Source organism: Ruegeria sp. CG8 (assembly GCF_056537165.1).
In genome coordinates, this window is the sequence record NZ_JBQFRA010000001.1 from 488,714 (window position 1) to 502,652 (window position 13,939).

10 protein-coding genes are annotated in these 13,939 nt (G+C 62.1%); 6 read left to right on the forward strand and 4 right to left on the reverse strand.

What is annotated here, in order from left to right:
- Positions 1–344 precede the first annotated feature (344 nt).
- From ftsZ to ACR0EF_RS02445, 6 genes are all read left to right on the forward strand, one after another.
- Entirely contained in the window at positions 345–1,976 is a 1,632-nt protein-coding gene (gene ftsZ / locus ACR0EF_RS02420) for a cell division protein FtsZ (protein ID WP_170364557.1), read from the forward strand.
- A 213-nt stretch (positions 1,977–2,189) separates the two neighbouring features.
- On the forward strand, positions 2,190–3,110 hold the full coding sequence (lpxC, locus tag ACR0EF_RS02425; RefSeq protein ID WP_093964852.1) for a UDP-3-O-acyl-N-acetylglucosamine deacetylase: 921 nt from the start codon (positions 2,190–2,192) through the stop codon (positions 3,108–3,110).
- 125 nt (positions 3,111–3,235) lie between these two features.
- The gene (locus ACR0EF_RS02430; RefSeq protein ID WP_170340921.1) at positions 3,236–4,099 is read left to right on the forward strand and encodes an outer membrane protein assembly factor BamD; all 864 of its coding nucleotides are present in this window, start codon (positions 3,236–3,238) and stop codon (positions 4,097–4,099) included.
- A 36-nt stretch (positions 4,100–4,135) separates the two neighbouring features.
- On the forward strand, positions 4,136–5,785 hold the full coding sequence (gene recN, locus ACR0EF_RS02435; protein ID WP_170364554.1) for a DNA repair protein RecN: 1,650 nt from the start codon (positions 4,136–4,138) through the stop codon (positions 5,783–5,785).
- A gap of 101 nt (positions 5,786–5,886) precedes the next feature.
- On the forward strand, positions 5,887–7,572 hold the full coding sequence (locus tag ACR0EF_RS02440) for a chloride channel protein (RefSeq protein ID WP_170369396.1): 1,686 nt from the start codon (positions 5,887–5,889) through the stop codon (positions 7,570–7,572).
- A 123-nt stretch (positions 7,573–7,695) separates the two neighbouring features.
- Entirely contained in the window at positions 7,696–8,361 is a 666-nt protein-coding gene (locus ACR0EF_RS02445) for an outer membrane protein (protein WP_170371532.1), read from the forward strand.
- Between the two features lie 33 nt (positions 8,362–8,394).
- Here ACR0EF_RS02445 and ACR0EF_RS02450 read toward each other — a convergent pair whose 3' ends face one another.
- The 4 genes from ACR0EF_RS02450 to cobS all read right to left on the reverse strand — a co-directional run bounded on the left by ACR0EF_RS02450 (position 8,395) and on the right by cobS (position 13,682).
- Positions 8,395–8,739, reverse strand: a complete 345-nt coding sequence (locus ACR0EF_RS02450) for a DUF427 domain-containing protein (RefSeq protein ID WP_170371530.1) — start codon at positions 8,737–8,739, stop codon at positions 8,395–8,397.
- Positions 8,740–8,817: 78 nt separating this feature from the next.
- On the reverse strand, positions 8,818–10,608 hold the full coding sequence (locus ACR0EF_RS02455) for an aminopeptidase P family protein (RefSeq protein WP_170371528.1): 1,791 nt from the start codon (positions 10,606–10,608) through the stop codon (positions 8,818–8,820).
- Positions 10,609–10,692: 84 nt separating this feature from the next.
- On the reverse strand, positions 10,693–12,570 hold the full coding sequence (gene cobT / locus ACR0EF_RS02460; RefSeq protein WP_170371526.1) for a cobaltochelatase subunit CobT: 1,878 nt from the start codon (positions 12,568–12,570) through the stop codon (positions 10,693–10,695).
- Between the two features lie 125 nt (positions 12,571–12,695).
- Positions 12,696–13,682 carry a cobaltochelatase subunit CobS gene (gene cobS / locus ACR0EF_RS02465; protein WP_170371524.1) on the reverse strand — a complete coding sequence of 329 codons (987 nt, stop codon included), beginning with the start codon at positions 13,680–13,682 and terminating at the stop codon, positions 12,696–12,698.
- Positions 13,683–13,939: the final 257 nt, after the last annotated feature.

Sequence of the window (13,939 nt, forward strand, 5' to 3'; positions counted from 1 at the left end):
AAATTCTGGTTGCGGTGCAGGGATTTATCCCTCAGAATATCAAGAAGGCCCGTCAGAGGCTCATCGGCAGGACCCGAGCAGTCAGCCGCAGTTTGAACAGGATGTCCAGCATCGCACCCGCCAAATCAGGCTGGGGGTTTTCGCGTGTGTGGTGGTCTGTCCGCCCTGAACCGCTAGATTTGCGCAGTCGGGCGAAATGCCGCGAAAAACCGCCTTATTTCTTCCATATTTTGTGGATTCACGCGATTTTTGGCGTGACGTTTGACGTTTGGAAAGGTAGAATCACAAGCGGATAGGCAAGAAAAACACCGCTTTGCGGGATCATAAATACAGGCGGACAGAGCATGACATTGAATCTTTCGATGCCCGGGCACGACGAACTCAAGCCTCGGATTACGGTATTTGGCGTAGGCGGTGCAGGTGGAAACGCCGTCAACAACATGATTGAAAAACAACTCGACGGCGTTGACTTCGTGGTGGCCAACACGGACGCGCAGGCACTGCAGCAAAGCCGCTCGTCGGCGCGGGTGCAGCTGGGTATCAAGGTGACCGAGGGTCTGGGCGCAGGCGCCCGCGCATCGGTCGGCGCCGCCGCCGCCGAAGAAAGCATCGAACAGATCGTCGATCACTTGGCCGGCGCGCATATGTGCTTCATCACCGCCGGTATGGGCGGGGGCACCGGCACCGGCGCCGCTCCGATCATCGCGCAGGCTGCGCGTGAACTGGGTGTATTGACCGTGGGCGTGGTGACCAAACCGTTCCAGTTCGAAGGCGCCAAGCGCATGCGCCAGGCCGAGGACGGCGTCGAGGCGCTGCAGAAGGTTGTCGATACACTGATCATCATCCCGAACCAGAACCTGTTCCGTCTGGCCAACGAAAAGACCACGTTCACCGAGGCCTTCTCGATGGCCGATGACGTGCTGTACCAGGGCGTCAAGGGCGTGACCGACCTGATGGTGCGTCCGGGCCTGATCAACCTCGACTTCGCCGACGTCCGCGCGGTGATGGACGAGATGGGCAAGGCCATGATGGGTACGGGCGAGGCCGAGGGCGAAGATCGCGCCATCCAGGCTGCGGAAAAGGCCATCGCCAACCCGCTGCTGGACGAAATCAGCCTCAAGGGCGCCAAGGGCGTGTTGATCAACATCACCGGCAGCCATGACCTGACCCTGTTCGAACTGGACGAGGCCGCCAACCGCATCCGCGAGGAAGTGGACCCCGAGGCCAACATCATCGTCGGCTCCACTTTGGACCCCGAGATGGAAGGCAAGATGCGCGTATCGGTCGTGGCAACCGGCATCGACGCCAGCGAAAGCGGCTCCGAGGCGCCGGCTCCGCGCCGGTCCATGTCCGCACCTCTGACCCGCACCGTATCGGCGGAAGAAGAGGCAGCACAGCCGGCTCCGGTTGCGGCGGAAGTTGCTGAACCGGCTCCGCAGCCCGAAGCTCCGCGCGAACCGTCACTGTTTGAAGCGGCCGAAGAGCCTTCGCACACGACTTTGCAATTCGGTCAAGGCGCGGATGAGGCTGTCGAGGACGATGACGACGGGCTGCCTCCCCCGGCCTACCAGCCGCGCAGCACCGAGTTCGATCCGCAACCCGAGCCGGTCGAACGCCCGGCGGAAAGCTATCAGCCGCAACAGGTGCCGCATACCCCTGGAACGCCTTCGCCGGCCGCGCTGGAACGGTTGCAGGCAGCTGTTCAGAACGTACCGACTTCGGCCCAGCGTCTGACCGCGTCGCGCCCGCAGGAACCGGCGCCGCAGCGCCAGCCCACCGCTGAGGAACGGCCGCGGTTCGGGTTCAACCGTTTGATCGACCGGATGACTGGGCACGCCCCGGATACCCCCGCTCAACCGGCCCGGCAGCAGCCTGCGATGCGCCAGACTGACGCTACGGCACCCTCGCATGAAGAGGTTGATCCCGAGCAGGAGCGGATCGAAATTCCGGCTTTCCTGCGCCGTCAGGCCAACTGATCGCGGTAACAATATCCACTCACGGGGTCGCCGAGAGGCGGCCCTTTTTCCTTTTGATGCAAACGTTTAAGTGCCAGTAAGCAGGGTTTTGCCGATCTGTTGCAGAACTGTTTCATTCAGTTGCAAAGAGTGAGTTGAGCCTTGACCCGCCCTTCCTTAACTGAGGGTGCAACACAGCCGGAAAAGGCTGGACACCGCTCACTGAGGTTCAATTTGCAACAGACGCTCAAATCTTCGATCACGTTCAAAGGCGTGGGTCTGCACAGCGGCAAGCCCGCGACGATGGTTCTGAAACCGGCGGCTGCCGGTCACGGGATCTGGTTCAAGCGGACCGATATCGAACTGGGCAATGCGTTGATCCCGGCCATCTACGATGTGGTCGAAAGAACCCAACTGTGTACGCGCTTGGTCAATGACGCAGGCGTTTCGGTGTCGACTGTCGAGCATATCATGGCCGCGCTGGCAGGGTGCGGGATCCACAACGCATTGATCGAGATTGATGGACCCGAAGTTCCGATCATGGACGGTTCGTCGATCGACTTCGTGCGGGGTATCATCGCCAAGGGCGTTCGCCGTCAGGCCAGCCCGGTTCTGGCGTATGAGGTTCTCAAGCCGGTCGTGGCCGAGCGGGAAGGTGCCCGTGCGTCGATCCGGCCGGCAGACGGTTTGATCATCGAGTTCCACATTGATTTCGAAGACACTGCGATCGGCAGCCAGTCGAAGATCCTGGATATGCGCAACGGGTCGTTTGCTCGGGAACTGTCCGACTGCCGGACCTTCTGCCGCCGAACCGATGTCGAGGCGATGCGCGAAAACGGTCTGGCCTTGGGTGGCACTCTGGAGAATGCGGTTGTTGTTCAAGGGGCCGAGGTGCTGACACCGGGTGGCTTCCGTCACCAGGATGAAGCCGTGCGCCACAAAATGCTGGACGCGTTGGGAGACCTGTATCTGGCCGGCGGCCCGATCTTTGGTCACTTCGTCGGCGAGAAATCCGGCCATGCCATGACCAACACATTGCTGCGCAAGCTGTTCGAGACGCCCGGCGCCGTGCGTCCGGTGCTGTGCACGCCTGAGCAAGCCGCACAACTTCCCGGGCAGGGGTTGGTCTGGGACGAAATCCCCGAAGTTGCCTGATCCGGCACGGCCCGGCGACAAATCGGTCGCGGGACCGATAAGGCGTTTTGCACCGGAATTTTATGTGCTAGACCAAAGCTCAATCCGGGGTTACCCAAAGAGACAAGACGACTAGGATGGGCGGTATGGTTGGCACCAAAGCGGCAGTCAGGCTTGCGGGCGCGATTCTTCTGGCAGCTACTTTGACGGCCTGCGGCAACGCGGGCGGCCTGTTTGGCAACAAGGGCGCTGACAAGTCCCAGAACCTTGAAGGCTTTACGCCCGAGCAGATCTACACCCGTGGCGAATACGAGCTTGCGCAGAATCGTCCCGCAGATGCGGCCTGGTACTTTTCCGAAGTCGAACGGCTTTATCCCTATTCCGACTGGGCCAAGCGGTCACTGATCATGCAGGCTTTCGCGTTCCACTCGGACAAGGAGTATGAAGAAAGCCGCGCCGCGGCGCAGCGGTATATCGACTTCTACCCAACCGACGAAGACGCAGCTTATGCGCAGTACCTTCTGGCGCTCAGCTATTATGACCAGATCGACGAGGTCGGCCGCGACCAGGGCCTGACCTTCCAGGCGTTGCAGGCGCTGCGCACGGTGATCGAGGTCTATCCCGACAGCGAATACGCCACCTCGGCCGTGCTGAAATTCGATCTGGCCTTCGACCATCTGGCGGGCAAGGAAATGGAGATTGGGCGCTATTACCTGCGTCAGGATCACTATACTGCGGCCATCAACCGTTTCCGTGTCGTGGTCGAGGATTTCCAGACCACCAGCCACACAGCCGAGGCGCTGTACCGCTTGGTCGAGGCTTATCTGGCCTTGGGGCTGGTCGACGAGGCTCAATCGGCCGGCGCGATCCTGGGCTACAACTACCAGTCGTCTGAATGGTATGACGCGGCTTACAAGCTGCTGACCTCGCGCGGGCTTGAACTCAAGAGCCGCGGCAACAACTGGCTCAGCACGATCTACCGCCAGACCATCAAGGGCCAGTGGTTGTAATCGCCATGGTCACAGGCTTGGGACGCTGACGACCCGATGCTGCGCGCCCTTGATATCCGCGATATGCTGATCATCGACCGGCTGGAATTGACCTTTCAGCCGGGCTTGAACGCGCTGACCGGCGAGACGGGGGCGGGCAAGTCGATCCTGCTCGACTCGCTGGGATTTGTGCTGGGCTGGCGCGGTCGGGCCGAACTGGTCCGGCAGGGGGCCGCGCAGGGCGAGGTCGTGGCCGAGTTCGAACTGCCCGAGGGCCATCCCGCCCATGCGATCCTGGCCGAGGCTGGTTTGCCCGGCGGGTCAGAGCTGATCCTGCGCCGCGTCAACACTGCCGAGGGGCGCAAGACCGCCTGGGTCAATGACCGCCGCTGCTCGGGCGAGGTGCTGCGGGCGCTGTCGGAAACCTTGGTCGAACTGCACGGACAGCATGATGACCGGGGCCTGCTGAACCCGCGCGGCCATCGCGGCATGCTGGACGCCTATGCCGGGGCCGAGCCGCAATTGGCCGCCGTGCGCGCCGCCTGGACCGAGATGGCGCGGGCCCGCAAGGCCCTGGCCGAGACCGAGGCCGCCGTGGCCGCCGTGCGCAGCGAAGAAGAATTTCTGCGGCATTCCGTGGCCGAACTCGACAAACTTGATCCGCAGCCGGGCGAGGACGCCGAACTCGACGCGCGCCGCCGGATGATGCAGGGGGCCGAGCGCATCCGTGACGACGTGGCCCGCGCCTTTGCCATGCTGGGTGGTGACGGGGCCGAAGGGGCGATGGCGGATGCCTTGCGCTGGCTGGAAGGCGTCGCCGACCGGGCCGAGGGCCAACTGGACGAGCCGATCGCGGCCCTTGGGCGCGCCCTTATCGAACTGGGCGAGGCGCAGGACGGCGTGACCGCCTGCCTCGAGGCGCTGGACTTCAACCCGGCCGAGTTGGAGCAGACCGAGGAACGTCTATTCGCCATCCGAGCGCTGGCCCGCAAACATGACGTGGCCCCCGATGACCTGAGCGGTTACGCCGACACGCTGCGCGCCCGGCTGGGCCAGCTTGAGGCCGGTGACGCCGACCTGGCCGACCGCCGTGTTGCGGTGCAGGCCGCGCAGGCCACCTATAACGCGGCCGCCGAGGCGCTCAGCGCCCTGCGGCGCGAGGCTGCCGGCCGGCTGGACGCGGCGGTAATGGCCGAGCTTGCGCCGCTCAAGATGGAGCGTGCGGTGTTCCAGACCCAGATCACGCCCGCCGACCCCGGACCCGAGGGGCAGGACGCCGTGGCCTTTACCGTGGCCACCAACCCGGGCGCCCCGTCGGGCCCGCTGAACAAAATCGCCTCGGGCGGGGAGCTCAGCCGCTTTCTGCTGGCGCTCAAGGTGTGCCTGTCGGGCGATGACAGCACCCGGACAATGATCTTTGACGAAATCGACCGCGGGGTGGGCGGCGCCACCGCGGACGCCGTGGGCCGCAGGCTTGCTGCGCTGGCGCAGGGCGGGCAGGTGCTGGTGGTAACCCATTCTCCGCAGGTCGCGGCCCGCGCGGCGCATCACTGGCGGGTTCAGAAGCACGTGACCGACGGGCAGACCCTGTCCACTGTCCTGCCGCTGTCCGAGCCGGACCGGATCGACGAGATCGCGCGCATGGTCTCGGGCGACGTCATCACCGATGAAGCCCGCGCGGCAGCCCGTTCGTTGTTGCAAGCCTGATGCAGCCGGGCGGCGACACTTGCCTTCAATATCTTGTCAGCCGACTTTTCTAAGCGCCCGGCGTGGCTTAGTAAGGGATACCTGTTTATCCGCAAAGCCCTATGACACAATCAACCCGAACCGTCCTGCGCACTCAGCTCAACCAGGCCCTGGCCGCGCTCAAGGACGCGTGGCGGGTACTGCGGCACCGCGGGCCAAGCCAGATCCAGTTCTGGTTCATCGCGCTGGTGATCGGGATCACGGCGGGCTTCATGGCTTTGGGATTTCGCAAGGGGATCGCGGCCCTGCAAGCGCTGGTCTATCAGACCGACGACATCCTGTTTCTGCACAGCTTTGCCGAGAAACTGCACTGGGCCTGGATTTTGGCGATCCCCACGGTTGGAGGGCTGGTCGTCGGGATCATCCTGCACCGCTTTACCGATGACGGGAGAGTTCGGTCTGTCGCCGATGTGATCGAAGGATCCGCGATCAGTGATGGCCGGGTCGAAACCAAAGCAGGGGTCGCGTCGTTTTTCGCCTCGCTGATCACACTCAGCACGGGCGGGTCGACGGGTCGCGAAGGGCCAGTGGTGCACATGGCGGGCGTGCTTTCGACTTGGGTATGCCAGCGTATCAACGCGGATGGAATAACCGGCCGCGACCTGCTGGGCTGCGCCGTGGCCGCCGCTGTATCGGCCAGTTTCAACGCCCCGATCGCCGGAGCGCTGTTCGCGCTGGAAGTCGTGCTGCGCCATTTTGCAGTCCACGCATTTGCACCGATCGTGATTGCGTCGGTGGCGGGCACCGTCATCAACCGGCTGGCATATGGCGATGTGACCGAGTTTGTCCTGGACACGCCCGGATCCCTGCAATTCTACGTCGAACTTCCGGCCTTTCTGATCCTTGGGTTGATCTGCGGGCTGGTCTCGCTGTTGCTGATGCGGTCGATCTTTTTTGCCGAAGACTTCGGCAATCACGTGCAGGCGCGCCTGTCGCTGCCGCGCTGGCTGCGACCCGCCGTGTCCGGCGCGATGCTGGGCGTGCTGGCGGTGTGGTTTCCGCATATCATCGGCGTCGGATACGAGACGACCATCCGTGCCCTGACCGGAGATCTGGTGCTGACCACGGCCATCCTGTTTGCAGTGATGAAAACCGTGGCAGTGGCCATAACCATGGGTGGTCGTATGGGCGGCGGGGTATTTTCTCCGTCGTTGATGATCGGCGCGCTGACCGGCCTTGCCTTTGGCCTGATCGCCACAGGCCTTCTGCCAAGCGTGTCGGGCACGCATACGCTATATGCTTTTGCCGGCATGGGTGCTGTTGCGGCGGCGGTTCTGGGCGCTCCGATCTCGACCACGTTGATTGTGTTCGAACTGACCGGAGACTGGCAGATCGGCCTTGCCGTGATGGTCTCGGTGTCCATGTCCACGGCGTTGGCCTCCCGCCTTGTGGACCGGTCCTTCTTCCTGACCCAGCTCGAGCGCCGCGGGGTGCATTTGGCCGCCGGGCCACAGGCTTATTTGCTGGCGATGCTGCGCGCCGGGGCCGTGATGCGCCCGCTGGGAGATCCGAATACGGCAAGCAGGGAGGAGGTTCAGGAGATGATCGAGCAGGGCCTGTGCGTCCGGGCCAGCGCAACCCTCGAGGCGGCAATGCCGTATTTCGATCGAGACGGAGTCACCTGGCTCCCGGTGGTTGTTCGGGATGACGACGGGGTCGAAAATCCGGTCGGAGCCTTGTACCACGTGGACGCATTGAAGGCGTACAACCGTGCACTGGCCGCAACAGCGGCCGAGGAACACTCATGACGAAGCAGTGGCAGGCCAGCCACTGAGAGTTTCTCTTTGATTTTGACGCCTAGTCAAAAGGTGAGAACATTCTAGCCTGATGGAAGAATTATCCTTGATAGTCACTTTTATGGAGGTCTGAACATGTCTTTCGAACGGTCTTCTTTGCTGACTGTGGTGGTTGCGGTTTCGATGATTGGTGCTGTCCCCGCGCGGGCGCAGGAGGCTCCGTACGTGACCGGATTTCTCGGTATCACCGATATGGGCGACTATGATTTTGATTTTTTCCAGACAGTTCCTTCGGTCGTGGTTGGCCAAGGCACCATCACAACCGACAATGGTGTAACCTACGGCCTGGCCGTCGGACTGCGTGTCGCACCAAATCTGCGGGCCGAGATCGAACTTTCATATGCTTCGAATGATACCAAGGAAATCGGTCGCCCGTTTACTCAGTATGACGGAAGCTTTGATGCGACCTTCGGGATGGCAAACCTTTGGTATGACGTCCCGGTACAGGGCAGGTTCAAGCCCTATGTTGGTGGCGGGCTCGGGTTTGCGCGCGTGTCCCACGACGGTCAGTCCGGTGCTGGCGTGACACTGGTCGATGACAGTGACACCGCCATTGCGGGGCAATTGGGGTTTGGCGGACGCTTTCAGGTAGGGGAACGCGGGAACATTGACATCGGGTACCGCTACAAGACGACCGGCGATCTTGATTTCACCACCACCCAAGTGTTCATCCCGACAGATCTCGCGAATGGCCGCTACTCTTCGCACTCGCTCATTGTCGGATACAGCTACAGTTTCTGACAGACGTAGTTGAGGGCTAGGTTTGTCTAGCCCTCAAATCTGTTCGACCCTCACCGATTCCAGCGGGTAGAAAGCAAGGTAGCCCTTGATTTCGGCAACGGCGGGAATTGGATCTTCATAGCTCCAGACCGCATTCTGCGTCACGCTCGACTTGTTAACGATCGAGTAGTGCGTAGCATCGCCTTTGTGCGGGCAGTGGGTCAACTTGTCGGTCTTGTCCAGAAAGGCCATCGCGATGTCTGCGCGTGGAAAGTAGATGACGGGGGCCAGATCGCCTTCCAACAGTTCCAGGGCGTTGGTCGTTTCGCCCATAATCGCGCCACCGGATCTGACGCACCACTTGCCAGGTGCTTTGCGGATCTTGATGTAGTCTGTCATGTCTGCTCCTTCCCTCGTCGTCGCGGCCTCGTTGTGGTCAGGCCTTCGCCTATGCCCATAGTATGTGACAAACGGGTGTCACAAGGGCGCGGTTGCGGCATCCAACCACAGTTGCGCGGCATGTGACAGTCTTGGCCGGACTTTTTCCGCCACGTCCCGGTGATACGCGTTCAGCCAATCACGCTCGGCACTGGTCAGCATGTCGACGACGATCAGGCGTCGATCGATGGGGACATATGTCAGTGTCCGCCAGCACAGCATCGCGCGCTCGGGGTCTGCGCCGGGCAGGGCGGGGGCCTCCTCAACAACCAGCAGGTTTTCAATCCGAATGCCGAAGGCACCTTCGCGGTAGTAACCCGGTTCATTCGACAGGATCATCCCGGGCTCGAGCGGAACGTGGCTGACCCGCGCCAGACGCTGTGGTCCTTCGTGAACGCTCAGGTATGCGCCGACACCGTGGCCGACGCCGTGATTGAAATCCTGGCCCGCGGCCCACAAAGGTGCCCGGGCGATGCACTCGATGTCTCGACCGGCCAGACCAACGGGCCAGCGCAGTTGCGACATCGCGATCATTCCCTTCAGAACCCGGGTAAAGCAGCTCTTTTCCTCGTCTCCTAGCGTGCCGATGGGGATCGTCCGGGTGATGTCCGTGGTGCCATCCAGGTATTGTCCACCGCTGTCCAGAACCAGAATATGACCGTCCTCAAGCCGGCTGTCGGTTTCTTCGGTCACTCTGTAGTGCATGATGGCGCCGTTTGGCCCGGTGCCCGCAATGGTGTCGAACGAGATATCCTGCAACGCATTGTCGCGCCGCCGGTTCTCCTCCAACCGTGTGACCACCTGCATTTCGGTCACGCTGCCGGGTGGTTGGGCATCCAGCCAGCACAGTGTTTCGATGACTGCGGCGGCGTCACGAAGATGCGCGGCGGCGCTGCCGGCAATTTCGGCTTCGTTCTTACAGGCCTTGGGGCGGGCGCAGGGATCGCCGCCATCCACGGCCCGGTCGCCAAGCACATCGGCAACGGCCTGCGGCAGAGTTCCCATGTCCACTTGCACCGCGCCCTCAAGCGCTGCAACAGCGTTCAGGAACGCGTCGGGTTCGTGGATCGAAACGCGCGGCCCCAGATGCTCGTCCATCCCCTTCAGCTTTTTTGCGGCCATGAACAGGTCCACGTGCCCGTCGGCCTGCAAAATCGCAAATCCATGCGCAACCGGGTTGTACGGAATGTCCGATCCGCGGATGTTCAGCAGCCACATGATCGAATCCGGCAACGTGATGACGGCAGCCGACCTCCCGTTCTGAGCCAGCGCCGAAGCCAGCCGCGAGACCTTGCTTTCGGCGCTTTCACCTGCATATTCCAGCGGGTGCACCTTGACCGGGTTCATTGGCGGTGGTGGCTGGTCGGACCAGATGCGGTCCACAAGATTGTCTGACGCAACCAACTCTATCCCGCTATTCTGCAGCTCGGCCCGGGTTGCGGTGATCTGTCCGGCGGAATGCAGCCAGGGATCGAACGCCACTTTCCCTCCATCGGGCAATTGCTGCTTCAACCACGCCGCAAGGCTTACGTCCGGCCAAGGTACCGGCGTGAAATCGGATGCCACCTGCGCCTTGACCTGAGTGCGATACCGTCCGTCCACAAATACGCCGGCCACGTTTCGCAGCGCTGCGCAGAACCCGGCAGAACCAGTGAATCCGGTCAGCCATGCCAGCCGCCCGTCGCGGGCGGCCACATATTCGCCCTGATGCGCGTCGGCACGCGGGACGATGAAGCCATCCTGTCCTTCGCGCTCCAATTCTTTGCGCAGCGCCGCCAAACGTGGCGGCCCCTGTTCGGGTCGCGCCGTGACTTCGAAAGACTGGAACATCTGCATCTCCTTCGGCTCACTACAGGTCTTGATCGCCTGCCTTCACCTTTCTTTTAAATGCTCTCGCTGGAGGCAAGACCGGCCTCATCCGGCCTTTTTCATGCCCATCACGCGGGCCCGCGCGCGCGGGTCGCTGTCGAACAGCGCGGCCAATTGCTCGGTTATCGCTCCTGCCAGCTGTTCGACATCGGTAATCGTGACCGCGCGATCATAATAGCGGGTGACGTCGTGGCCGATGCCGATGGCCAGCAACTCGACCATCTTGCGCTTTTCGACCATGGCGATGACATCGCGCAGATGCTTCTCAAGGTAGTTGGCGGGGTTCACGCTGAGTGTTGAATCATCGACCGGAGCGCCATCCGAGATCACCATCAGGATCTTGCGCTGTTCACGACGCGCCAACATCCGGCGGTGGGCCCATTCCAGCGCCTCGCCGTCAATGTTTTCCTTCAGCAGGCCTTCTTTCATCATCAGGCCAAGGTTGGGCCGTGCGCGGCGCCAAGGCGCGTCGGCGCCCTTGTAGACGATGTGGCGCAGGTCATTCAGGCGGCCGGGTTGCTGTGGGCGGCCATCGTTCAGCCACGCCTCACGCGCTTGTCCACCCTTCCATGCCCGCGTCGTGAAGCCCAGGATCTCGACCTTCACGTTGCACCGTTCCAGCGTGCGGGCCAGAACATCGGCGCAGATCGCTGCAATGGAAATCGGCCGTCCACGCATCGAGCCCGAATTGTCCAGCAACAGTGTCACCACGGTGTCGCGGAACTCGGTATCCTTCTCGACCTTGAAGCTGAGCGGTGTCGTGGGGTTGGCCACCACCCGCGCCAGCCGACCGGCATCCAGAATGCCCTCTTCGCGGTCAAACTCCCAGCTGCGGTTCTGCTGTGCTTGAAGGCGGCGCTGCAGCTTGTTGGCCAAGCGGCTGACGGCGCCCTTCAGCGGCTCGAGCTGCTGATCAAGATAGGCCCGCAGCCGTTCCAGTTCGGCGGGTTCGGCAAGGTCCTCGGCCGCAATCTCTTCGTCATGCGTGCTCAGGTAGACCATGTAGTCCGGATCGGCCTCGGATGCGGGCGGAGGGGCAGGCGGCTCCAAAGGCGCTTCGCCCTCGGGCATCTCGGCTTCTTCACCCATCTCGTCCTCGGCCATCTCGTCCATCGAGACCTGCGCCTGAGACTGATCCTGTTGCTCTTCCTGAGTTTGCTCGGGCGTCGCGTCGGCGTCCTGGTCGTCTTGGTCGTCCTGGCCGGTGCTGTCCGGATCGGGCTGTTCTTCGGCGTCTTCCTCGGCCTGATCTTCCTGATCTTCGTCCAGTTCGTCCGGGTCGTCACCCAACTGGTCGCCATAGCCCAGATCCTTGATCATCTGGCGGGCGAATTTGGCGAATTCGGCCTGATCCGAGAGCACCTCGTCGAGATTCTCCAACACCCCGCCGGCCTGTTCCTCGATGAATCCGCGCCACAGGTTCATGACGTTCTCGGCTGCAGCGGGCAGATCACGCCCGGTCGCCAGATGACGGATCAGATAACCCGCCGCCACCGCAAGCGGTGCCTCGGAGGGTTGCTTGCATTGGTCATAGCCGCGCCGCAACGCCTCGTGGCCGATCTTGACGTCAATGTTCGAAGCCGTGCCGGGCATGTCCCGGGCGCCCATCGCTTCGCACCGGGCGGTTTCCATCGCTTCATAGAGGTCGCGCGCCATATCTCCCGGAGGCGCATATCGTGCATGCGTCGCATCGTCATGGTAGCGACGGTTCAGCGCCAGGGCATCTGCGGTGCCCCGCGCCAAAAGAACCTCTTCGCGTGTCATTCGGCGTGACACCTGCGGCAGGCGCATCGAGTCTCCGGACAGGCCCGACGGGTCGACGGAATAGCTTACCGACAACTCGGGATCATCGGCCATGACCTTGGTCGCCTCGGCCAGAGCCTTCTTGAACGGATCAGCAGGGTTGTCGTTCTTCTGCGCCATATCTATCAGCCCTCACTCACGCCCTTAGGCCCGACGCCCGGTTAAAGTGGCCGGACCCCGTCTTCATCTGGCCCCCGATGTCCCCGCCGGGGGCGTTGCGCCCGATCTGGGCGCAATCGATGCCATCAACCCAGGCTCACGCTGGCCGCGCTTTCCGGCAGTTCTTCGTCAAAACAACGCTGATAGAACTCGGCAACGGTCTGCCGTTCCAACTCGTCGCATTTGTTCAGGAAAGACAGGCGGAAGGCGTAGCCCACGTCGCGGAAGATCTCGGCGTTCTGCGCCCAGTTGATAACGGTACGCGGGCTCATCACGGTCGACAGATCGCCGTTCATGAACGCCGTCCGTGTCAGGTCGGCAACGGTGACCATCTGGCTGACGGTCTTGCGGCCTTTTTCGGTGTTGTAATGCGGCGCTTTGGACAGAACGATCATGACCTCGGCGTCGTGGCTGAGGTAGTTCAACGTCGCCACCAGCGACCAGCGGTCCATTTGGGCCTGGTTGATCTGCTGGACGCCATGATACAGGCCGGTGGTGTCACCTAGGCCCACGGTGTTGGCGGTGGCGAACAGGCGGAAATAGGGGTTGGGCGTGATGATCTCGTTCTGGTCCAGCAAGGTGAGCTTGCCGTCATGCTCCAGAACCCGCTGGATCACGAACATCACATCGGCACGGCCGGCGTCGTATTCATCGAACACGATGGCCACAGGGTTGCGCAGCGCCCACGGCAGAATGCCCTCGTGGAACTCGGTCACCTGTTTGCCGTCGCGCAGCTTGATCGCATCCTTGCCGATCAGGTCGATCCGGCTGATGTGGCTGTCCAGATTGACGCGCACGGCAGGCCAGTTCAATCGCGCAGCGACCTGCTCGATATGGGTCGATTTGCCGGTGCCGTGATAGCCCTGGATCATCACCCGGCGGTTGTGGGTGAACCCGGCCAGAATTGCCAGCGTGGTTTCGGGATCAAACTTGTAGGTAGGGTCGATTGCCGGCACGCGTTCGCTGCTTTCGGCGAACCCTTTGACGGACATATTGCTGTCGATCCCGAACACGTCACGGACCGAGATCTCTTCGGTGGGTTTTGCGTTGATATCGGTCGATCCGTCAGCCATTCGCCTTGTCCTTATCCTTTGGCCCGTTTTGCCGGGTTTGAACCAGTGTGTGGTGCAACATATTGCAGGCAAGGGCAAGGGAAAGCCGTTCGCGCCGTCACGTAGTCCGGTGTTTCTTTGAAACTGGCTCTATACACGGGCGGTCGGCCGCGGATGGGCGGGATAACCGGAAGTCCGCACCATGCGGTTCCCAGATCATCCAAGTGTGCACCGGCGTAGTTGGGGTCGGACCTAAGAAACAAACACCCGCCGGCAAT